This window comes from Candidatus Pelagibacter sp. HIMB1509 (assembly GCF_052047855.1).
In the GTDB taxonomy this organism is placed as follows: Bacteria; Pseudomonadota; Alphaproteobacteria; order Pelagibacterales; family Pelagibacteraceae; genus Pelagibacter.
Genome location: NZ_JBNAIU010000001.1, coordinates 438,580 through 459,548, shown reverse-complemented (window position 1 = coordinate 459,548; position 20,969 = coordinate 438,580). Strand labels below are relative to the sequence as shown.

At 29.2% G+C, this 20,969-nt stretch carries 24 protein-coding genes; 18 read left to right on the top strand and 6 right to left on the bottom strand.

Annotated features, from left to right (window positions below; translation table 11 throughout):
• Window positions 1-20: 20 nt before the first annotated feature.
• The 5 genes from uvrB to pgsA are packed head-to-tail and all read left to right on the top strand — an operon-like array spanning window position 21 to window position 5,760.
• Window positions 21-2,195, top strand: a complete 2,175-nt coding sequence (gene uvrB / locus ACTTBO_RS02410; RefSeq protein WP_440656172.1) for an excinuclease ABC subunit UvrB — start codon at window positions 21-23, stop codon at window positions 2,193-2,195.
• Complete coding sequence (locus tag ACTTBO_RS02405; RefSeq protein ID WP_440647058.1) at window positions 2,177-2,929, top strand: SDR family oxidoreductase; 753 nt, start codon at window positions 2,177-2,179, stop codon at window positions 2,927-2,929. Before uvrB ends, ACTTBO_RS02405 begins: the two co-directional genes overlap by 19 nt.
• Window positions 2,926-3,351 (top strand): dihydroneopterin aldolase, encoded by a 426-nt coding sequence (locus tag ACTTBO_RS02400; RefSeq protein WP_440656171.1) that lies wholly within the window; start codon window positions 2,926-2,928, stop codon window positions 3,349-3,351. Before ACTTBO_RS02405 ends, ACTTBO_RS02400 begins: the two co-directional genes overlap by 4 nt.
• A complete protein-coding gene (gene uvrC, locus ACTTBO_RS02395; RefSeq protein WP_440654788.1) occupies window positions 3,338-5,173 on the top strand; it encodes an excinuclease ABC subunit UvrC in 1,836 nt (611 codons plus the stop codon). Before ACTTBO_RS02400 ends, uvrC begins: the two co-directional genes overlap by 14 nt.
• A 2-nt stretch (window positions 5,174-5,175) precedes the next feature.
• Entirely contained in the window at window positions 5,176-5,760 is a 585-nt protein-coding gene (gene pgsA / locus ACTTBO_RS02390) for a CDP-diacylglycerol--glycerol-3-phosphate 3-phosphatidyltransferase (protein ID WP_440613807.1), read from the top strand.
• On the opposite strand, the gene ACTTBO_RS02385 is transcribed toward pgsA, so the two are convergent.
• On the bottom strand, window positions 5,757-6,638 hold the full coding sequence (locus tag ACTTBO_RS02385; protein ID WP_440656169.1) for a branched-chain amino acid aminotransferase: 882 nt from the start codon (window positions 6,636-6,638) through the stop codon (window positions 5,757-5,759). The genes pgsA and ACTTBO_RS02385 overlap by 4 nt on opposite strands.
• A gap of 72 nt (window positions 6,639-6,710) precedes the next feature.
• Here ACTTBO_RS02385 and ACTTBO_RS02380 point away from each other — a divergent pair, with 72 nt between their 5' ends.
• Genes ACTTBO_RS02380 through ACTTBO_RS02370 form a run of 3 tightly spaced genes read left to right on the top strand, consistent with a single transcriptional unit; the run spans window position 6,711 to window position 9,118 of the window.
• Window positions 6,711-7,148, top strand: a complete 438-nt coding sequence (locus ACTTBO_RS02380; RefSeq protein WP_428080895.1) for a MarR family winged helix-turn-helix transcriptional regulator — start codon at window positions 6,711-6,713, stop codon at window positions 7,146-7,148.
• Window positions 7,141-7,818 (top strand): response regulator, encoded by a 678-nt coding sequence (locus ACTTBO_RS02375; RefSeq protein WP_440656167.1) that lies wholly within the window; start codon window positions 7,141-7,143, stop codon window positions 7,816-7,818. The genes ACTTBO_RS02380 and ACTTBO_RS02375 overlap by 8 nt, the downstream gene beginning before the upstream one ends.
• A complete protein-coding gene (locus tag ACTTBO_RS02370) occupies window positions 7,799-9,118 on the top strand; it encodes an ATP-binding protein (protein ID WP_440656166.1) in 1,320 nt (439 codons plus the stop codon). Before ACTTBO_RS02375 ends, ACTTBO_RS02370 begins: the two co-directional genes overlap by 20 nt.
• Here ACTTBO_RS02370 and ACTTBO_RS02365 read toward each other — a convergent pair.
• Window positions 9,096-9,347: a hypothetical protein gene (locus tag ACTTBO_RS02365; protein ID WP_440656164.1), complete on the bottom strand. Its 252-nt coding sequence runs from the start codon at window positions 9,345-9,347 to the stop codon at window positions 9,096-9,098. The two genes, ACTTBO_RS02370 and ACTTBO_RS02365, sit on opposite strands and share 23 nt — an antisense overlap.
• 32 nt (window positions 9,348-9,379) lie before the next feature.
• On the opposite strand from ACTTBO_RS02365, the gene lgt reads away from it, so the two are divergent.
• From lgt to ychF, 7 genes are read left to right on the top strand one after another with little or no spacing between them, the layout of a single operon-like run.
• Window positions 9,380-10,159: a prolipoprotein diacylglyceryl transferase gene (gene lgt / locus ACTTBO_RS02360; RefSeq protein WP_440656163.1), complete on the top strand. Its 780-nt coding sequence runs from the start codon at window positions 9,380-9,382 to the stop codon at window positions 10,157-10,159.
• Window positions 10,143-11,192 carry an SAM-dependent methyltransferase gene (locus tag ACTTBO_RS02355; protein ID WP_440656162.1) on the top strand — a complete coding sequence of 350 codons (1,050 nt, stop codon included), beginning with the start codon at window positions 10,143-10,145 and terminating at the stop codon, window positions 11,190-11,192. Before lgt ends, ACTTBO_RS02355 begins: the two co-directional genes overlap by 17 nt.
• Window positions 11,185-11,943: a peptidoglycan editing factor PgeF gene (gene pgeF, locus ACTTBO_RS02350; protein WP_440656160.1), complete on the top strand. Its 759-nt coding sequence runs from the start codon at window positions 11,185-11,187 to the stop codon at window positions 11,941-11,943. The genes ACTTBO_RS02355 and pgeF overlap by 8 nt, the downstream gene beginning before the upstream one ends.
• An 8-nt stretch (window positions 11,944-11,951) precedes the next feature.
• Window positions 11,952-12,884, top strand: coding sequence for a ribose-phosphate pyrophosphokinase (locus ACTTBO_RS02345; protein WP_440656159.1), 933 nt, complete (start codon window positions 11,952-11,954; stop codon window positions 12,882-12,884).
• A 45-nt stretch (window positions 12,885-12,929) separates the two neighbouring features.
• Window positions 12,930-13,619: a 50S ribosomal protein L25/general stress protein Ctc gene (locus ACTTBO_RS02340; protein ID WP_440656157.1), complete on the top strand. Its 690-nt coding sequence runs from the start codon at window positions 12,930-12,932 to the stop codon at window positions 13,617-13,619.
• Between the two features lie 40 nt (window positions 13,620-13,659).
• Window positions 13,660-14,220 (top strand): aminoacyl-tRNA hydrolase, encoded by a 561-nt coding sequence (gene pth / locus ACTTBO_RS02335; protein ID WP_075506389.1) that lies wholly within the window; start codon window positions 13,660-13,662, stop codon window positions 14,218-14,220.
• Window positions 14,220-15,293 (top strand): redox-regulated ATPase YchF, encoded by a 1,074-nt coding sequence (gene ychF / locus ACTTBO_RS02330; protein ID WP_440656155.1) that lies wholly within the window; start codon window positions 14,220-14,222, stop codon window positions 15,291-15,293. Before pth ends, ychF begins: the two co-directional genes overlap by 1 nt.
• Here the strand turns inward: ychF and ACTTBO_RS02325 are convergent.
• Genes ACTTBO_RS02325 through petA form a run of 3 tightly spaced genes read right to left on the bottom strand, consistent with a single transcriptional unit; the run spans window position 15,270 to window position 17,836 of the window.
• Window positions 15,270-16,028 (bottom strand): cytochrome c1, encoded by a 759-nt coding sequence (locus tag ACTTBO_RS02325; protein WP_440634814.1) that lies wholly within the window; start codon window positions 16,026-16,028, stop codon window positions 15,270-15,272. The genes ychF and ACTTBO_RS02325 overlap by 24 nt on opposite strands.
• Before the next feature lie 22 nt (window positions 16,029-16,050).
• Complete coding sequence (locus ACTTBO_RS02320; protein WP_440656153.1) at window positions 16,051-17,313, bottom strand: cytochrome b; 1,263 nt, start codon at window positions 17,311-17,313, stop codon at window positions 16,051-16,053.
• A 10-nt stretch (window positions 17,314-17,323) separates the two neighbouring features.
• Window positions 17,324-17,836 carry a ubiquinol-cytochrome c reductase iron-sulfur subunit gene (gene petA / locus ACTTBO_RS02315; RefSeq protein WP_075506393.1) on the bottom strand — a complete coding sequence of 171 codons (513 nt, stop codon included), beginning with the start codon at window positions 17,834-17,836 and terminating at the stop codon, window positions 17,324-17,326.
• Between the two features lie 91 nt (window positions 17,837-17,927).
• Between petA and ACTTBO_RS02310 the strand changes: the two genes are divergently transcribed.
• Genes ACTTBO_RS02310 through greA form a run of 3 tightly spaced genes read left to right on the top strand, consistent with a single transcriptional unit; the run spans window position 17,928 to window position 19,696 of the window.
• Window positions 17,928-18,386, top strand: coding sequence for a tRNA (cytidine(34)-2'-O)-methyltransferase (locus ACTTBO_RS02310; protein WP_440656151.1), 459 nt, complete (start codon window positions 17,928-17,930; stop codon window positions 18,384-18,386).
• Window position 18,387: 1 nt separating this feature from the next.
• Window positions 18,388-19,215 (top strand): oxygen-dependent coproporphyrinogen oxidase, encoded by an 828-nt coding sequence (gene hemF, locus ACTTBO_RS02305; protein WP_440656149.1) that lies wholly within the window; start codon window positions 18,388-18,390, stop codon window positions 19,213-19,215.
• Window positions 19,216-19,219: 4 nt separating this feature from the next.
• On the top strand, window positions 19,220-19,696 hold the full coding sequence (greA, locus tag ACTTBO_RS02300; protein ID WP_075506396.1) for a transcription elongation factor GreA: 477 nt from the start codon (window positions 19,220-19,222) through the stop codon (window positions 19,694-19,696).
• Here greA and ACTTBO_RS02295 read toward each other — a convergent pair.
• Entirely contained in the window at window positions 19,693-20,967 is a 1,275-nt protein-coding gene (locus ACTTBO_RS02295) for a CCA tRNA nucleotidyltransferase (RefSeq protein ID WP_440656148.1), read from the bottom strand. The two genes, greA and ACTTBO_RS02295, sit on opposite strands and share 4 nt — an antisense overlap.
• Window positions 20,968-20,969 lie beyond the last annotated feature (2 nt).

Here is a 20,969-nt window from a genome sequence, read left to right as displayed (position 1 = left end):
TCTAATACGCTGTTTAATATATGGAAAATACTTATCAAGATTTAATTACAGATATTCAGAGTAAAAATCCAAAAATTGGTGGAAAACTCGAAGGTGGAAAAAAATTCAAAATTAAATCTGATTTTAAACCTGCAGGTGATCAACCAGAAGCTATTAAAAAATTAGTAAATGGTGCAAATAAAGATCAATTTAATCAAGTATTACTTGGAGTTACAGGATCTGGAAAAACTTTTACAATGGCAAAAGTTATCGAGGCCACTAATAGACCTGCATTGATACTTGCTCCAAATAAAACGCTAGCAGCACAACTCTATGGAGAAATGAAAACATTTTTCCCAGATAATGCAGTTGAATACTTTGTTTCTTATTATGACTATTACACTCCAGAAGCGTACGTGCCAAGATCTGACACTTACATAGAAAAAGAGGCATCAATTAATGAACAAATTGATCGAATGAGACACTCAGCAACCAGATCTCTTTTAGAAAGAGATGATGTTTTAATTGTAGCAAGTGTTTCATGTATTTATGGATTAGGTTCTGTTGAAGCGTACAGTAAAATGACACTAACTCTTCAAAAAAATTATGATTACAACAGAGAAGAAATAATTAAATCTTTAGTTGCTTTACAATACAAAAGAAATGATCAAAATTTTTATAGAGGAACATTTAGAGCAAGAGGAGAATATTTAGAAATATTTCCTTCCCACCTAGAAGATAGAGCTTGGAGGCTTTGTCTATTTGGAGATAAATTAGAGCAAATTGAAGAGTTTGATCCTTTAACTGGAGATAAAGTTAGAGAACTAAGTTTAGTAAAAGTCTATGCGAATAGTCATTACATAACTCCTAAACCTACAATCGAACAGGCAGTTATTAATATTAAAAAAGAATTAGAAATAACTTTAAAAAAACATCGAGCTGAAAATAAATTATTAGAGGCTCAAAGGTTAGAAGAAAGAACGAAGTTTGATTTAGAAATGATTGAAGCAACTGGTTCTTGTGCGGGGATTGAAAACTATTCAAGATTTTTATCTGGAAGAAAACCAGGAGAACCCCCTCCTACCCTATTTGAATATTTCCCTGATAACACTTTAATATTTGTTGATGAATGCCATGTAACTGTTCCACAACTAAATGGAATGTACAAAGGAGATAGATCAAGAAAAAGTACTCTTGCAGAATATGGATTTAGACTACCATCGTGTATGGATAATAGACCATTAAAGTTTGAAGAGTGGGATTTAATGAGAACTCAAACTGTATTTGTATCTGCAACACCAGGACCATGGGAACTAGAGCAAACAAAAGGTAAATTTATTGATCAAGTTATCAGACCAACTGGACTAATTGATCCTGTAGTTGAAATTAGACCTGCAAAAAATCAGGTAGATGATTTGATGCATGAATGCAAAAGAGTGATTGAAAACAATCATCGTGTTTTAGTCACAACTCTAACCAAGAAAATGGCAGAAGACTTAACTGAATATCTACATGAAAATGGAATTAAAGTTAGATATCTTCATTCAGATATCGATACTTTGGAGAGAATTGAAATAATGAGAGATTTGCGGATGGGTGTATTCGATGTTTTAGTTGGTATTAACTTACTAAGAGAAGGTCTTGATATACCTGAATGCGCATTAGTTGGAATTTTAGACGCAGATAAAGAAGGATTTTTAAGATCAGAAACATCACTTATTCAAACAATAGGAAGAGCTGCAAGAAACGTAGATGGAAAAGTTATTTTGTATGCTGATAAAGAAACTAAAAGTATAAAAAAGGCAATTGCTGAAACAGATAGAAGAAGAAATATTCAATTAGCGTACAATAAAAAACATAAAATTAGCGCTACATCAGTTAAAAAAGAAATAAGTGACATTTTAGAGAGTGTTTATGAAAAAGATTATGTAAAAATAAGTGAAGGTTCTAATGTTGGTGGCAACTTAAAGAAACATCTTAAAGCACTAGATAAAAAGATGAAAGAAGCTGCATCTAATCTTGAATTTGAAGAAGCTGCTAAAATTAGAGATGAAATAAGAAAATTAGAAAGCAGTGAATTAGAAATTACATTAAATCCAAAAATAAGGCAGTATGATGTAAAAAATAAACTTTATCCAAAAGGTCGATCAACAATGGGGATGCCTGGAACAAAAGTTACAAAAAAAAGAGATAAAAAATGGAAGCACGGAAAATAATTATAACTGGTGGTGCAACAAGAATTGGTGCTGCAATTGCAAAAAAATTATCTGGTCCCAATAAAGAAATTTTAATTCATTTCAATAAATCAAAATTAAAAGCTGAGAAGTTAAAAAAAGAACTATCAAATAATGGTACTAAAGTTTACTTGGTTAAAGGTGATTTGAGTAAAGAAAATGATGTAAATAAAATTGTAAAATATGCAAAATCAAAACTTAAATACTTTGATTGTCTCATTAATAATGCCTCTTTATTTGAAAATGATAAATTAGAAAACTTTACAACAGATAGTTGGGGGCAACATTTAAGGACGAATTTAAGAACACCTGCATTACTATCAAAAGAATTTGCAAAAAATGTTAAAGGAACAAATAACAATATAATTAATATAATTGATCAAAGAGTATTTAAGCTAACTCCATATTTTTTTTCGTACACAATTAGTAAAACTGGACTTTATACTTTAACTAAAACTAGCGCTATGAGTTTAGCTCCAAAGATTAGAGTAAACGGTATTGCACCTGGCCCAACTATTAAAAATCAAAGACAATCTGAAAAACATTTTAGAAAACAGTATTTAGCAACCCCGCTAAAAAGACAAGTTGATGTTGAACAAATATGTAATGCTGTTGACTTTTTTATAAAAAATATATCTATTACAGGTCAAGTTTTAGCAATAGATAGTGGGCAAAATTTAAATTGGCAAACACCAGATATAATGGGCAAAGAATGAAAAGAAGTAATTTTAAGATTGTAAAAATAGATAAAAACAAAAGTCTTTTTAATTACGAAAAGAAAATTCTAATTAATGAACTAATTTTAAATTTAAAACTTGGCTATTATGACTTTGAAAAGAAAAAGCCTCAAAAAGTTAAATTTAGCCTAGAAATTGATTACGAGGATAAAAAGCCATCAAGTGACAAAGATATAAAATCGATTGTTAATTATGGAACAATTGTAAAATTGATCACAAAACTTGTTAAAAAAAAACATTACAATTTTCTTGAAACATTAGCTGAAGCTGTATTTGATGAATTATTCAAAGATAAAAGGATTGCTAAAATAATGTTGAAAATTGAAAAATTAGAAATTCTTAAACAATGTTCATCTGTTGGTATTCAAATTACCAAAAAAAGAAGTCATGATAAGCTCTGAAATAGGAAAAGAGGTAATTAAAAAAGAGCTCTCACTGGTCCCAAAACTTCCTGGTGTCTACAGGATGCTAAATGAAAAAAATGAAATCCTTTATGTGGGAAAAGCAAAAAATCTTCCTAATAGACTTAAAAGTTATGTATCTGAAAAAAATCATATAATAAGAACAGAGAGAATGTTGTCTCAAACTAGAAAATTAGAGATAACAACTACTTCAAATGAAAGTGAAGCACTACTTCTAGAAGCAAACCTAATTAAAAAATTTAAACCAAAGTTCAATATTTTATTAAGGGATGATAAGTCTTTTCCATTCATCTTTATTGGTAACAAGGATAAATGGCCACAAATCAAAAGACATAGGGGAAAAAAGACAAAAGAAGGATTTTATTTCGGACCTTTTGCGTCAGCTGGTTCAGCTAACTGGACAATTAAGATGATCCAAAAAATTTTTCATCTAAGAGTTTGTGACGATACTGTTTTTAAAAATAGAGAAAGACCTTGTATCCTTTATCAAATAAAAAGATGTTCTGGACCATGTGTTGGTTATGTTGAAAAAAATGATTATCAACAAACAGTTGATGATGCCATTGAGTTTGTGTCAGGGAAATCAAGGAAAATTCAAAAAAATCTCTCCAGTCAAATGGAAAGAGCAAGTGAAGAATTAGATTTTGAAAAAGCAGTAATTTTAAGAGATAGAATTAAAGCTTTAAATATTATTCAATCTTCTCAAAGAATTAATGAGGCAAACTTAGTAGAGGCAGATGTTATAGCTGGATACAAAGAGTCTGGAAAAACTTGTATTCAAGTATTTTTTTATCGTTCAAAGCAAAATTGGGGTAACCAAGCTTTTTTTCCAAAACATGACCCAGATGAAAAATTAGGAGATATTTTAAATTCATTTGTTTCACAATTTTATGAAAATAAAAGTGTGCCTTCTGCAATAATTTTGTCTGAGGAAATAAAAGAAAAAGTCTTAATTGAAAAAACTTTAACTCAAAAAGAGGGAAAACAAATTAACATTAGTGTTGCTAAAAAAGGTTCAAAACTAAAAGTAATTAATCAAGCAATAAAAAATGCAAAAGACAGTTTGAATAGAAAACTTTATGAAAGTCAGAATAATCGAGAACTTTTTGATGAAGTTGCAAAAAAATTCAATCTTGAAACAAATATAAATTTAATTGAGGTTTATGATAACAGCCATATCCAAGGTACCAATAGTGTTGGCGCATTAATTGCTTATGGTGATGAGGGATTTATTAAAAAAAGATATCGAAAGTTCAATATCAAGCACAAAAAAAATGAGCAAGATGATTATGGGATGATGAGAGAAGTATTAAACAGAAGATTTAAACGTGCTGTTCAAGAAAAAGATAATTATCTCACTTTTCCTGATTTAGTATTAGTAGATGGAGGAAAAGGACAATATTCAGTAGCTAGAGAAAGTTTAAATGAATTGGGGCTTCACGACATTCCAATTATTGCAATAGCAAAGGGTAAATTTCGTAATAGTGGAAATGAAACATTTTTTCACAATGGAAAAGAATATAAATTCTCAAAAAATGATCCTACTCTATTCTTCCTTCAAAGGATAAGAGATGAATCACACAGATTTGCAATCAGTGCCCACAGAGCAAAGAGAAAAAAAGGAATTAGTAAATCTTTATTGGACCAAATTGAAGGTATTGGAGCAATTAGAAAAAGAGCGCTACTAAACCATTTTGGGTCAGCGAGATCTGTTGAGTCTGCTAGTTTGGATGAAATTAAATCTGTTGAAGGTGTTGAAGAAAAAGTAGCAAAAAAGATATATAACTTCTTTCACGAATAATTATGTTAAAAAAAATTCCAAATATTCTGACAATAGGGAGAATAATAATTGTACCCTTCTTTGTTTTAGCATTTTATCTTCCAGGTTTTTATGGTGATTTAACTGCTTTAATTTTATTTATAATTGCTTCATTTACAGATTTCTTAGATGGCATGTTAGCTAGAATGTTAGGCCAAGAATCTAAATTGGGAGAACTACTAGATCCTATTGCAGATAAAATTATAGTCGCTACAGCTCTAATTTTATTGGTGATGGATGGAACAATCAGAAATTACGAAGTTATTGCAGCCATAATAATCTTAACTAGAGAAATTTTAATTTCAGGATTACGAGAATTTTTAGCAAAAGGTCAGATTAAACTTCCAGTTTCAAATCTTGCTAAACTCAAAACAGTGTTACAAATGGTTGCTATTGGTCTACTGCTTTCAGGAGATACTGGAAATAAAATAATCAACTTTGAAAATTATAATGCTCAAACTATTGGGATTATTCTTTTATGGTTATCAGCTGCGCTTACTTTATTTACAGGTTATGATTATTTACGAAAGGGTATTGATCACGCAATATCAGAAGATAACAAAGATTAAGCTGCTTTTTTCTTTCTTACCAGTGCTTGATAGCTTTCATTAAGATCAATAATAGTTTCGCAAACTTTGAATTGATTTTCTGCTATACAAGATACAGGTGTAACTTCAGCAGCAGTTCCTGTTAAAAAGCACCCTACAAAGTTAGGAAGTTCTGTTGGACTAATTTTTCTTTCATGTACTTTTATATTTTTTGATTTTGCAATTCCAATTACAGTTCTTCTTGTAATTCCATCTAAGAATGAATCTGGGATTGGTGTGTGAATTTCTCCATTATTATCTTTAAAAAATACATTGGCCCCTGTTGCTTCAGCAATATTTCCTTCGTGATCCAACATTAAAGAATCTGTGTAACCTTGTTTTTCAGCTTCATGTTTTGATAATGTGCAAATCATATACAAACCTGATGCTTTAGTATCCCAAGGTATAGTATTAGGAGCTGGTCTTCTCCAGTTTGAAATATTTAATTTAATACCTTCAACTTTTAGTTTTGGATCAAAGTAAGATCCCCACTCCCAAGTTGCAATCGCAACATGAATTTTTGTTTGTTGTGCTGAGATAGCCATCATTTCAGTGCCTCGCCAAGCTACCGGTCTTACATATCCGTTTTCTATATTTTGAGTTGCAATAATTTTATTTGAAGCGGTATTTATTTGCTCTTCAGTATAAGGAATTTCAAAACCCATTCTTCTAGCGGAATGAAAAAATCTTGAGGTATGTTCCTCTAATTTAAAAATAGAACCATCATAAACTCTTTCACCTTCAAAAACACAACTCGCATAATGTAAACCATGACTTAACACATGGAGTTTTACATCTCCCCAATCAACAATTTCATCGTTGTACCAAATTTTTCCAGATCTTTTATCGTACGGTATCATTAGTGAAAATATTTTAAAATATCAGTGAAAAATATCTTTGTATCTTTGATATGTCAATATAACTTACCCATTATGAAAGAACTTTTATATCTTAAAGACGATCAACTTAAGGGTTTAATTGAAAAATTATTTGTTAGTTACAGAGAGACATTTTCTGACTCTAAAAAAATTTTAGATAAATATTCAATTGGTGTGGCCCACCATAAGGTTATTCACCTAATTTCATCTTACGAAGGTATCTCTATCTCAGATCTTCTTAAAAAATTAAAAGTAACTAAGCAGAGCCTTAACAGAGTTTTAAAAGATTTAATAAAGTTAGACATCGTCATATTTAAGAAGAATGATCAGGATACAAGGGTTAAACATGTGTTTTTAAACGAAAAAGGAAAGAAAATATTTGAAGAAATTTTTAATTTACAAAAAAAAAGAATTTATTCTGCTCTTTTAAATTCAACTTCAGAAGAAGTTGTTAATTTTGACAATGTATTAAATAAAATAATTAATGGATAATTTTTTAGCTCATATTTTAGTAGTTGATGACGACGATGGTATTAGATCGTTGGTCAAAAAATTTTTAAACGAAAATAATTATTTAGTAACTACAGCTGACAGTGCTGAAGATGCCTCAGAGAAAATAAAAATAATAAAGTTTGATTTAATTGTGCTCGATATAATGATGCCTGGAAAGAATGGATTAGAATTTATAGAAGAAAACAAAAAAAATCTAGATACTCCGATAATACTTCTTACCGCTAAAGGAGAGGCTAAGGAAAGAATAGAAGGTCTTGAAGTTGGTGCAGATGATTATTTACCCAAACCATTTGAACCTAAAGAATTAATTCTAAGAATAAAAAACATCTTAGATAAAACACAAAAAACTGAGCAAAAAAGAATTATTGAATTTGAAAATGTCAAAATCGACTTAAATAAACTTTTAATTATTAGAGATGAAAAAGAATTTAAAATTAATAATACTGAAAAGACAATTTTAGAAAAAATGATTAATAGTCCTGGAAAAACATTTTCAAGAGAAGATATAGGAAAATTGATTAATCTAGATAAAGAAAGATCTATCGATGTTATTATTACTAGATTGAGAAAAAAAATTGAAATAGATCAAAAAAGTCCTAAGTTTTTGCAAACAATTAGAGGTGCAGGATATGTTCTCTGGATTGAGTAATTATTTAAAAAAAGTTTTACCAAAAAGATTATTTTATAGAGCACTTTTAATTGTTGCTGTCCCTGTAATTACTATCCAATTAATAATCACTATTGTTTTTTTTGATAGTTTATGGATTAAAACAAATAAAGGTATGACCAGAACTCTGGTAAATGAAATTAGTGCTTTTGTAGAAGCTTATCGAAATGAGGAAAATGATAAACAAGAAGTGACAAACTTATTTTCATTATTTCTAGATTTAAATATTGAATTAGTTGTTAATGAAAAATTAAGTGATCAAAATAAAGAAAGATGGTTTAGTCCAATTGATCGAACTTTAAGAAGAGAATTGAAATCTAAATTTTCTCCTGAGATCTTCTGGTTTAATACTACAAACTATAAAGAACTAGTTGATTTAAGAATAAAATATGAAGATGGATATTTTAAATTTTTAGTTCCAAAAGATCGAGTCACTAGTACCTCCGCAAGAATATTTGCACTGTGGATTACAGTTCCTGCAATTATAATGGTTATTATTTCAGTAATATTTTTAAAAAACCAAACAAGACCAATTACAAATTTAGCACGCGCTGCTGAGAGATTTGGAAAAGGAGAAGACATAGAAGAATTTAAACCCTCAGGAGCACTTGAGATACGTCAAGCAGGTCATGAATTTGACAAAATGAGAAAGAGAATTGAAAGACATCTTAATCAGAGAACTGAAATGTTATCAGGCATTAGTCATGATTTAAGAACTCCTTTAACAAGAATGAAGCTACAATTAGCTTTTCTTAAAGATAAAGATGCAGTTGATAAGTTAACAGATGATATTAACGAAATGGAAAAAATGCTTAATGAATATCTGCAATTTACAAGCTTGTCATATGTTGAAAAAGACGAAATGTTTAATCTTTCAGAACTAATAGAGGAAATTATAAAAAAATATAATAATAAAAACATTTCTCATAATTTAATTCCTAGAATTTACATTAATGGCAGAAAGAACCTTATCAATAGATCTTTAAATAACTTGATTGATAACGGATTAAAATATGCAAACAAAGTTGAAATAAACCTAAACAAAAAAAATACAAATCTATTTATAATTATTGATGATGACGGCCCTGGGATACCCAAAAAAGAGTATGAAAACGTATTTAAACCTTTTTATAAGATGGACAAAAGCAGAAATGACTCAAAATCAAGTGTTGGTCTAGGACTGTCAATTGCTTCTGATATTATCAAATCCCATGGTGGAAACATTATGCTGGAAAAATCAAAATTTAATGGACTAAGAGTTAAGATCTTTTTGCCGGTCTAGTTTTCTTCTTTTTTTTTGTTTCTAATTTTGAAATTTTATTTTCTAAATTTTCTACTCTCTTTGAAAGAATATCAAACTCATCCTTGCTAGTAAGTTTCATTTTAAAAACAAATTCATCTCTCTTTGATTTAAATATATTTAAGATTTCAGATGATAAATCTTTTGAAGTTATTAATCCCTGCTCTAGTAGTTTTGCAAATTTATCAATTATAAATTTAGAATTTTTCATATTTGAGATATACAATATAGTTATAATTTAAAATGTTCATCAATAATTTTGACCCAGTTGCAATCGAAATATTTTCTTTAGAAATTAGATGGTATTCGCTAGCTTATATTGCTGGTATTTTATTTGGATGGTTAATAGCAAAAAAACTATTTTTAAAGAATTCTGAAATAAATAAAAACTTTGATGATTATATAACGTACTTAATCATCGGAATTATTTTAGGTGGAAGAATTGGATATGTATTATTTTATAATTTTGAATTCTATGTCAATAATCTATTAAATATTTTAAAAGTATGGGAAGGCGGCATGTCTTTTCACGGAGGAGTAGTTGGTATTGTTATAGCAACTATATTGTTTGCCAAAAAAAATAATCAAAATCCGTTTTTATATTTAGACGTCGTTGCTCTAGTTGCACCTATTGGAATATTTTTTGGAAGAATTGCAAATTTTATAAATTCTGAACTTTATGGAACTATAACTAATTTACCTTGGGCAGTTACTTTCATACAAATAGATAATCAACCACGACATCCCTCACAAATTTATGAGGCATTATTAGAAGGTTTAATTTTATTTTTAATTTTAGTTTATTTTAGAAGTAGAGGAAATTTTGAAAAAGCTGGATTAATTTCTGGATTATTTTTAATTTTCTATTCAATCTTTAGATTTATTGTTGAATTTTTTAGAGTTCCAGATGATCAATTGGGATACCTAATATTCAATTTAACTATGGGTCAGTTAATAAGTTTTATCTTTTTGATAATTGGATTAATTATTTTCTTTTTGAAAAAAAATGAACAAGTCGACTAATTTACCTCTAGATCAATTTATCAATCACGCTCTTTACGATAAAGAAAATGGTTATTATATGAAAAAAAATCCCTTTGGAAAAGAAGGTGATTTTATTACGTCTCCCAACATCACAAGACTATTTTCAGAAATAATTGCAATATGGGTAATAACTTTTTGGAAAAGCATCGGTTCACCTAAAAAATTTAACTTAATTGAACTTGGCGCTGGTAATGGAGAGATGATGAAAGTTGTATCTGAAACATTAAAGAATTTTCCAGATTGTTTTAACTCCTGTAATTTAATGATTCATGAAAAAAGCTCATATTTAATTGATGAACAAAAAAAAAATTTAAATTCTGAAAAAATAATCTGGGTAAATAAAGTTGAAATCGATAACACATTTCCTTGCATTTATCTTGCAAACGAATTTTTTGATGCACTTCCAATAAAGCAATTTTTTAAAAAGAAGAATAATTGGTTTGAAAGGTATGTTAATTTAAAAACTTACAAAAAGGCTGAGTTCAATGATAAAGAAGTTGATATTAAAACAATAGAGCAAGAACTTAAATTTGAAATATCAAAGGACCAAGATGTTATTGAATACTCTCCCGAAGCGTTTAAATATCTAGAGAAAATTTGTAAAATTATTGAGAACAGAGATGGTGGACTTTTAATAATTGATTATGGATATTTAGATCTGAAAATAAAAAATACTATTCAAGCAATAAAAGATCATAAATTTTCAAACATATTAGAAGATATTGGCGACTCTGATATTACATACAATTTAAATTTTAATTTATATGCTAATTATATTAATCAATTTGAAAAACTAGATAATCTAATTACTAATCAAAAAAAATTCTTAACAAGTATGGGAATTTTGCAGAGAGCAGAGATTGTAAGTAATAATATAGCCTTCTCACAAAAAACAGATCTATTTTATAGAATTAGACGTTTAATTGATGAGAAACAAATGGGAGAGTTATTTAAGGTAATGTTGATTAAAATTAAAAACAATAAATTTAAAACAGGTTTTCAAATTGATTAAATCTAAAAAGCTTTCAAAAAATAAAGCTATTAAACATGGTTTTTTTAATAGCATCGGTGGTGTATCAAAAAATATTTATAAAAGTTTAAATTGTGGTCCAGGTTCAAATGACAATAGTGCAAGTGTAAAAAAAAATTTAAATATTGTAAGGAAAAAAATTTCTAAGAACTCAAAAAATATTTTTTTACTTAATCAAATTCATAGTAATAAATTGGTGTTTATTGACAAAAAGTATAAATCAAAAACAAAACCTAAGGCTGATGCAATTATTACTGACCAAGTAAATTTACCTATTGCAGTTTTGACTGCAGATTGTGTACCAATACTTATTTTTGACAATCAGAGAAAAATGATAGCTGCAATTCATTCAGGATGGAAAGGTGCCTTTAAGGGAATTATATCAAAAGTGATTAAATTTATGGTTAAGAGAGGGTCTAAAACAAAAAATATTACAGCAGTTATAGGTCCATCAATATCAGTCAAAAATTATGAAGTTCAAAAAGATTTTTATAAAAAATTTATAAGAAAAGACAAAGCTAATCATAAATTTTTTAAAATGGGTAAAGAAAAGTTATATTTTAACTTATCTAGTTATGTTAAATCATTAATTCTTCAGTCTAGTGTGAAAAAAATAGAAAAAATTGACGTTGATACATTCGATGCTAAAAATAAATTTTTTAGTGCTAGAAGATCAAAAAGTTTAAATCATGCTGATTATGGTAGAAATATTTCAATAATTATGCTTAATTAGGTTTTTTCATGAAATTATTATCAGGAAATAGCAATAAACCTCTTAGTAAGAATATTGCTAAATATTTAAAATCTAAATTAGTCAATTCAAGTATTAGAAATTTTTCTGATGGTGAGATTTATGTTGAGATTAATGAAAACATAAGAGGAAATAGTATTTTTATTATTCAATCTGTTTCTTCACCAGCTAATGATAATTTAATGGAACTTTTATTATGCATAGATGCTTTAAAAAGATCATCTGCCAAAAATATAACTGCTGTAATTCCATATTTTGGTTATGCAAGACAAGATAGAAAAGTTGTCCCAAGAACTTCAATTTCAGCAAAACTAGTATCTAACCTGATTACAAAAGCAGGAGCAGATCGTGTTGTAACAGTAGATTTGCACGCAGGACAAATTCAAGGATTTTTTGATATTCCAGTAGATAACTTGTTTGCTACTCCTATTTTTGCAAGACACGTTAAGAAAAAAATTAAAAGTAAAAATATGATTTGTGTTGCTCCAGATGTGGGTGGTACTGAGCGAGCAAGATCTCTTGGAAAACTTTTAAATATTGGTCTAGCTATAGTAGATAAAAGAAGACCTAAGCCAGGACAATCTCAGGTTATGAATGTAATTGGGGATGTAAAAGGTAAGACATGTATAATTGTAGACGATATCATCGACTCTGGTGGAACAATTGTAAATGCAGCTAAAGCTCTAAAAGATAGAGGCGCAAAAGAAGTTTACGTTTATATTACTCACGGTGTACTTAGTGGCGAGGCGGTCAAAAAAATTAAAAATTCTGTTATCAAAAATTTAGTAATTACAGACACAATTGATAATAGTGACAAAATAAAAGGTGCAAAAAACATTGAAGTTTTATCTATTTCAGGGCTAATGGGTGAAGCAATTAAAAGAATATCAAATTCTACTTCTGTATCTGATTTATTTAAATAATTACCTTGTGTTATTAAGGATCTTGAGCTAAAAACCCTTGTTTTTATGAATACTTTAGAAGCTAACATCAGAGATACTAAAACAAAAGGCGAGCTGAACTCACTAAGAGATAATGGAGAAGTTCCGGCAATAATTTACGGCGGTGAAGCTCAAAACGAAAAAGTTTCTATATCTAAGAAACTGCTAAAGTCGATGTTAGAAGACTCAAATTTTTTATCTACAATTCTTACATTAAATGTAAACGGTAAACCACAAAATGTACTTCCAAGAGAAGTAAAATATCACATTTTGTCAGACGAACCTATACATGTTGATTTTTTAAGAGTTGTGCCTGGTCTAAAAATTAGAATTGAGGTTCCAGTTAAATTTATTAATCATGAAAAATCACCTGGATTAAAAAAAGGTGGAGTATTAAATATTGTAAGAAGAAAAGTTGAATTAAAATGTCCAAGTGAAAAAATACCTGACAATCTTTTAATTGATTTAGATGGTATTGATATTGGAGAAAGTTTTAAAATTTCATCAATTAATCTAGACCCTGAAGTTGTACCAACTATTCAGGGTAGGGATTTCGTTATTGCAACACTTGCGGCTCCAACTGTAATGAAAGAGCCAGAAAAACCAGCTGAAGCTGAAGCTGCAGAGGGTGAAGCGGGTGCCGAGGCTGCTGCACCAGCTGAAGGCGATAAACCAGCTGCTGAAGGCGAAGAGAAGCCTGCTGAAGAAAAAAAATAAATTATTTAGACTGAAGTTTGTTTTCCATTAAAAAATTTTTATGCTTTTATTTGTAGGACTAGGTAACCCAACGCCCGATAGTGAAAATAATAGACATAATGTTGGTTTTAAAATTATAGACTCAATAAATAAAAAATTTGGTCTATCAAAACAGAAACCAAAATTTAAAGGTTTGCTTACAACAGGAAATGTTGGAGACAAAAAAATATATGCAATTAAACCTTTAACTTTCATGAATAATTCAGGAATTTGTATAAGAGAATTAATAGAATATTTTAAAATTGATGCCGAGGATGTCATAGTTTTTCATGATGATTTGGATGTGGAATTTGGAAAAATAAAAGCTAAGTTTGGTGGATCTAGTGCAGGTCATAATGGTATAGCTTCAATAGATAAATTTATTGGTAAAGATTATTCTAGAGTAAGAATTGGTATTGGAAAACCAAAAGACAATATGGAAGTAAGTGATTTTGTACTTCAAAACTTTGATGAAGATGAAATGGCTGGATTAGAAAAAATTACAAATAATATTACTGAGTCAATTTCAATATTAATTGAAAAAAAATTAGATCTATTTTCAAGTACAGTTAATAATAAATAATGAGTTTTAAATGTGGAATTGTTGGTTTACCAAATGTTGGTAAGTCTACGCTTTTTAATGCACTAACAAATTCTAGTAAAGCACAAGCAGCTAACTTTCCATTTTGTACAATTGATCCAAATGTTGGTGTAGTTCCCGTACCAGATGAAAGATTGTCTAAATTATCAAAAGTCTCTAACTCTAAAAAGGTAATTAATACCACAATTTCATTCGTTGATATTGCTGGTCTTGTAAAAGGAGCTTCAAAAGGAGAAGGATTAGGAAATAAATTTCTTTCTCATATCAGAGAAGTTGATGCTGTAATTCATATGATTAGATGTTTTGATTCAGATGATATCCAAAATGTTAATCCTGATGTAAACCCAGTGAGAGATTTGGAAATTATTGAAACTGAAATGATGCTTGCAGATCTTGAAAGTATTCAAAAAAGATTGGAAAAAAATAACAAGAAAAGTGTAGATGAGGAACAACTTAAAATTTTAGAAATTGCTCTTGATTGCATAAATAATGACAAAGATATTTCGGTTCTAAAAACACAATTTGATACCAAGCAATTAAATCAAAGCGGTTTATTATCAATTAAACCAAAAATATATGTCTGTAATGTTGATGAACAAAGTGTTCAGAACGGTAATAAATATACGAATGATTTCATAGAAAAATTTGGGAATGAAAATACACTAATTGTATCCGCTGATATTGAAAATCAAATTAATGAATTACCTGCTGAAGAGAAAAAAAATTATATGGAAATGATAGGTTTAAAAGAAACTGGATTAAATATGTTAATTCAAAAAGGTTACAATATACTAGAACTAGACACTTATTTTACATCTGGTCCTGAAGAAACAAGAGCATGGACAATTAAAAAAAATTGTACAGCTCCTAAAGCAGCAGGCGAAATACATACTGATTTTGAAAAAGGCTTTATACGAGCTGAAACTATTTCTTATGAAGATTTTATAGCAAATGATGGCTGGGTAAATTCTAAAGCAAATGGGAAAATGAGATTAGAAGGAAAAGATTATATTGTTAAAGATGGAGATGTGTTAAACTTCAGATTCAACACGTGACCAGATTTTCTTCATACTAAAGTAAACTAAAATAGTTAAAATAATTAAATATACTATAGCTTTAAATCCCATTTGGTGTCTTGCTTCCAAGTGAGGCTCCGCAGCCCACATTAAAAATGTTGTTACATCTTTTGACATCTGTTCAACTGATGCATTAGTGCCATCACCGTACTCTACTATTCCATCTGATAATGGCGCTGCCATTCTGATCTTATTACCATACATATATTTGTTATAATAAACTCCATCATCCAAAGTTACTCCACTTGGTGGATCTTCATAACCTTGAAGTAAAGAATAAATATAATCAACTCCACCACCTCTAGCCTTAACTAAAACAGACATATCTGGTGGATAAGCTCCTCCGTTAGCTGCTTGAGCGGCTTTTACATTGTCGTATGGCATCACAAATTTATCTGAAAGTTTTCCAGGTCTAATAAACATTTCACCATCAGCGTTTGGTCCATCTGTAACTTCAAAAGAAGCAGCGATTGCTTTTGCGGCTGCCTCTGAAAACTCTGGTCCACCCTCTTCTGATAAATTTCTATAGCTCAAGTATTTCATTGAATGGCAAGAAGCACAAACTTCCGTATAAACTTGATATCCTCTTTGAAGAGCTGCTCTATCAAATTTTCCAAAAAGACCTTTAAAACTCCAATCTGTTTTAAGATAATCTACTTTTTCTGCAGCAAATGTTTGGACACTATTTAGAGAAAAAAACGAAAGTATTAAAATTAGTTTAAATAACTTTTTCACTTTATTTTATTTTACTTTCTCTGTGTTTTGCAGCTGCTAAGTTTGGTGATCCACCTAAAATAGGCTCTGTTATACTTAGTGGAACAGGTAATGTTCTCTCTTTAAATCCAAGCACGGGGAGAATAACCAAGAAATGTAAGAAATAATAGGCAGTGGCTACTCTTGCAATTAATAAATAAAGACCTTCTGCAGGCATTGCTCCCATATAACCAAGAATTAAAACGTCTGCTACTAAAATCCAGTAAAACTGTTTATACAAAGGTCTAAATACTGCTGATCTAATTTTTGAAGTATCTAGCCAAGGTAAAGCTGCAAGTATTAAAATAGCAGATAGCATTGCAATTACTCCAAGTAGTTTATCCGGTACCGATCTTAGTATTGCGTAAAAGGGTAACAAATACCATTCTGGAACTATATGAGCTGGAGTTACCATAGGATTTGCCTCTATGTAATTATCTGCGTGACCCAAAATATTAGGCGTATAAAAAACAAAAAATGCAAAAACAATCATAAACATTAATAATGCAAAACCATCTTTAATAACAATGTATGGATGGAATGGGACAGTATCCTTAGATGGTTTTTTGATATCAATACCAACTGGATTATTATTTCCAGGTACATGCAGAGCCCATATATGTAAAATTACAAGTCCTGCTATTAAGAACGGGATTAAATAATGTAGAGTAAAAAATCTTGTTAAAGTTGGATTATCAACTGAGTATCCACCCCATAACCATGTTACAATTCCCTCACCTACTAACGGGATTGCACTAAATAAATTTGTAATAACAGTTGCTCCCCAGAAACTCATTTGTCCCCAAGGTAAGACGTAGCCCATGAATGCAGCTGCCATCATTAACAAGTAAATTACTATACCAATAATCCAAATTATTTCTCTTGGTGCTTTGTAAGAACCATAAAATAACGATCTAAAGATATGAATATACACAGCAAGAAAAAACATCGATGCACCATTTGCATGTATGTATCTAATTAACCATCCGTAGTTAACATCTCTCATTATATGCTCAACACTTTCGAATGCCATGTCAGCATGAGCAATGTAATGCATTGCCAAAGTTAATCCTGTTATAATTTGTGTGATTAAGCAAAAAGTTAAGATTCCTCCAAATGTCCACCAGTAATTTAAATTTTTTGGAGTAGGATAATCCGTTAAATGATTTGCAAGAGTTAGTAACGGTAATCTATCATTAAACCATTGACCAACTTTTGATTTAGGTTGATAATCGTGATTACTCATAACAACTGTACTATCCTATTTTAATTGTGTTTGCGTTTACGAATTCATATTTTGGAACTTCCATATTCCAAGGAGCTGGTCCTTTTCTAATTCTTCCAGACGTATCATAGTGAGAACCGTGACAAGGACAAAACCATCCATTATAATCACCTTTGTCATTCAAAGGAACGCATCCTAAATGAGTACAAACTCCAAGCATGACTAACCATTCAGGATTTTTTGCTCTATCCTCATCTTTTTCTGGATGAATTAATTCTTCCATTTTAACAGATCTTGCTTCGTCGATCTCTTCTTGTGTTCTTCTTCTGATGAAAACTGGTTTTCCTCTCCATAGAACTGTAATTGTGTTTCCAGGTTTGACTGAACTTACATCTACCTCGGTACTTGCTAATGCTTTAACTGAAGCATCTGGGTTCATTTGATCTACCATGGGCCACACTACTGCTGCAGCTCCAACTGCACCTACAGCTGTGGTCGCTGTAAATAAAAAATCTCTTCTTTTTTTTGGCTTTTTATCTGACATTTTAAATAGTTTTTTGTTAAAAAATTAATTTAATATACGATTTCTTATAAGATAACAGTAATTTTTCTACTGAAAGAATGACACATTACGGATGAAACCTAGACCTAAAATTTCACTATACGAGCCAGATATTCCACAGAATACAGCTGCAATTATACGAACGTGTGCCTGTTTAGGGGCGGAATTAGAAATTATTGAGCCTTGTGGATTTTTATTATCTGACAAAAGGTTTAAAAGAGTTGTCATGGACTACATGGACTATAGTAAAATTAAATTCTACCAAAGTGCAGAACATTTTTTTGAAGAAAAAAAGAATCAAAGAATTGTTTTAATGACAACAAAGGGTTCTATAAATTATACTAAATTTAATTTTAAAGCTGATGATACAATATTATTTGGAAGAGAGAGCGCTGGTGTTCCAGATAAGGTTCATAAGCTGATTGGTGATCGTCTAAAAATTCCAATGAATGAAAATGTGAGATCTCTAAATATAGCATCCTCAGTTGCAATAGTTTTGGCTGAAAGTTTAAGGCAAAATGATTTAATGTAATATGGACAATTCGATTAAAAAAGACCTAGCTAGCAATTGGTTCAAATTATTACAAAATGCAATTTGTAATGACATACTTGAATTAGAAAGCAACAAAATAAAATTTGTATCAACTTCTTGGAAAAGAAACTCTAAAAAAGATGAAGGAGGTGGTGAATATAGAATTTTAAAAAATGGAAAAATTTTTGAAAAAGTAGGAGTAAATTTCTCAAAGGTATATGGAAAATTTCCTAAAAAATTTCAAAAAAATATACCAGGAGCTGAGAAAGATCCTAGATTTTGGGCTTCGGGAATTTCAATAGTTATGCATATGCAAAATCCACACATTCCAGCTATGCATTTTAATACAAGATATATCAGCACTCAAAAAAATTGGTTTGGAGGGGGAATGGATGTAACCCCGGCCATCAAAGATGATAATGAAAAAAATAAATTTCATAAAACTTTAAAGTTAATGTGTGATCAACATAATAAAAATTATTATAAAAAATATAAAAAATGGTGCGATGAATATTTTTATTTACCCCACAGAAAAGAAGCTAGAGGAATTGGGGGAATTTTTTTTGATTATAAAGATGATAATTTCGAAAAAGATTTTAAATTTGTAAGAGATGTTGGTATTACTTTTCAAATGATTTTTAATGAAATTATTAGAAAAAAAATTAAGAAAAAATGGTCTTTAAAAGAAAAAGAGAAGCAGTATATTAAAAGAGGTCGTTACGTAGAATTTAATTTACTGTATGACAGAGGAACTAAATTTGGATTACAAACTGGTGGTAATGTAGAAGGAATTTTAATGTCGTTACCTCCTTTAGCTAAGTGGAAATAAAAAAATGGAAAAGGAACCTATTACTTTAAATGGTTTAAAAAAATTAGAGGAAGAACTTATTTTTTTAAAAGAAAAGAAAAGACCTGAGATAGTTGCCGCAATTGCTGAAGCAAGATCGCATGGAGATCTAAAAGAAAATGCCGAATATCATGCTGCAAAGGAAGAACAATCTCATAATGAAGGTAGGATTACTGAAATAAACGACATAATAGCCAGAGCTAACGTAATTGATGTAACTAAATTAAATAATGAGGGTAAAGTAATTTTTGGATCAACTGTATATCTAGAAGACTTAGATAGTGGGGAAAAAATAAATTATAAAATTGTTGGAAAAGATGAAGCTGACTTAAAACAAAAATTAATTTTCTTTCAGTCCCCAATTGGAAAAGGATTAATAGGTAAAAATAAAAGTGATCTTGTAGAAATAAGTACCCCTTCTGGGATAAAGAATTTTGAAATTAAAGACGTTAAATATATTTAACTCTTTGCAATTTTTTCAACCTGTTTATCTGAAATTTGAAATCCATTTTGAACCCAGGTTTCTTCTATAAGTTTTAACTTATTACCTAAAATTTTACCCTCAGGAATTTTATACTTAGACATTAAAATATTTGCTCCAATTTTTAATTCAGGCAATATTTTATTTTCGTAAATTTTAAGTAGTTTTAATAATTTATTCTCCACCTTACTTGAATAGAACAATTTAAAATTAATTATATCAATTACAGTTTGTCTACCGTTATAGTAAAATATTTTATTAAAGTTTTTTTCTGTAAAACTTTTAATACTCACCTTTTCTTTAAAAAAATAATGAATTAATTTAAGCCTCTTTTGATCTTTTTTTGAGATTTTAAATTTATAAATGAAATAGTCAGTATTGTCTGTTTCATCAATAATCAACAATGCAATTACAAAAATAAAGTCAAAGTTGCTAATAACTTTGGAACTAAATGAATTCAGCTTCTTAAAATGATTAATATTTTTAAATTGTGGAAATATTATTTCTAATATTTCTAAACTTTGTTGATCTTCAAATAATTTAAGAAAATTTTTTGATTTAACTGTCTTTTTAAATTCATCTAATAATCTCTCAGCAGATAAGTTCGAAATACCTTTGATATTTTTTTTAAATATTTTAATTAACTCTGTTTTATGATTTTCAGTTGAGTAATTAATATGAAAACGGAAATATCTTAATATTCTTAAATAATCCTCTTGAATTCTTTTTTCTGGATCTCCAATAAATTTTAAAACACCTTTATTTAAATCTAGCTTACCATTTTGTGGATCAAATAAATTTCCTAAACTATCAGAATAAATAGCATTAATTGTAAAATCTCTTCTTTTTGAATCTTCTTTCCAATCAGAAGTAAATTCAACTTTTGCATGTCTTCCATCTGTAGCAACGTCTTTTCTAAGTGAAGTAATTTCATAGTTTTTTTCATTTATTACTGCAGTTATCGTGCCGTGTTCTTTACCTGACTCAAAAAATTTAATTTGGTGTTTATTTAGTGCATCACAAACTTCATCTGGATTAATGTTGGTTGCTAAATCAATGTCATCTACTTCTTCTCGATTTATAATTTTTCTAATACAACCTCCAACAAATCTTAATTCACTATTTTCAGAATAATTGTTAATTGCTTCAAAAATTTTTTTTGCAGGAGTGTTCTGGGATATGTTTTTTATATTTTTGCTTATATAACTAAGATTTTTGGACCTAAAAAAAATTTTATCTAAAAATTTATCCATAT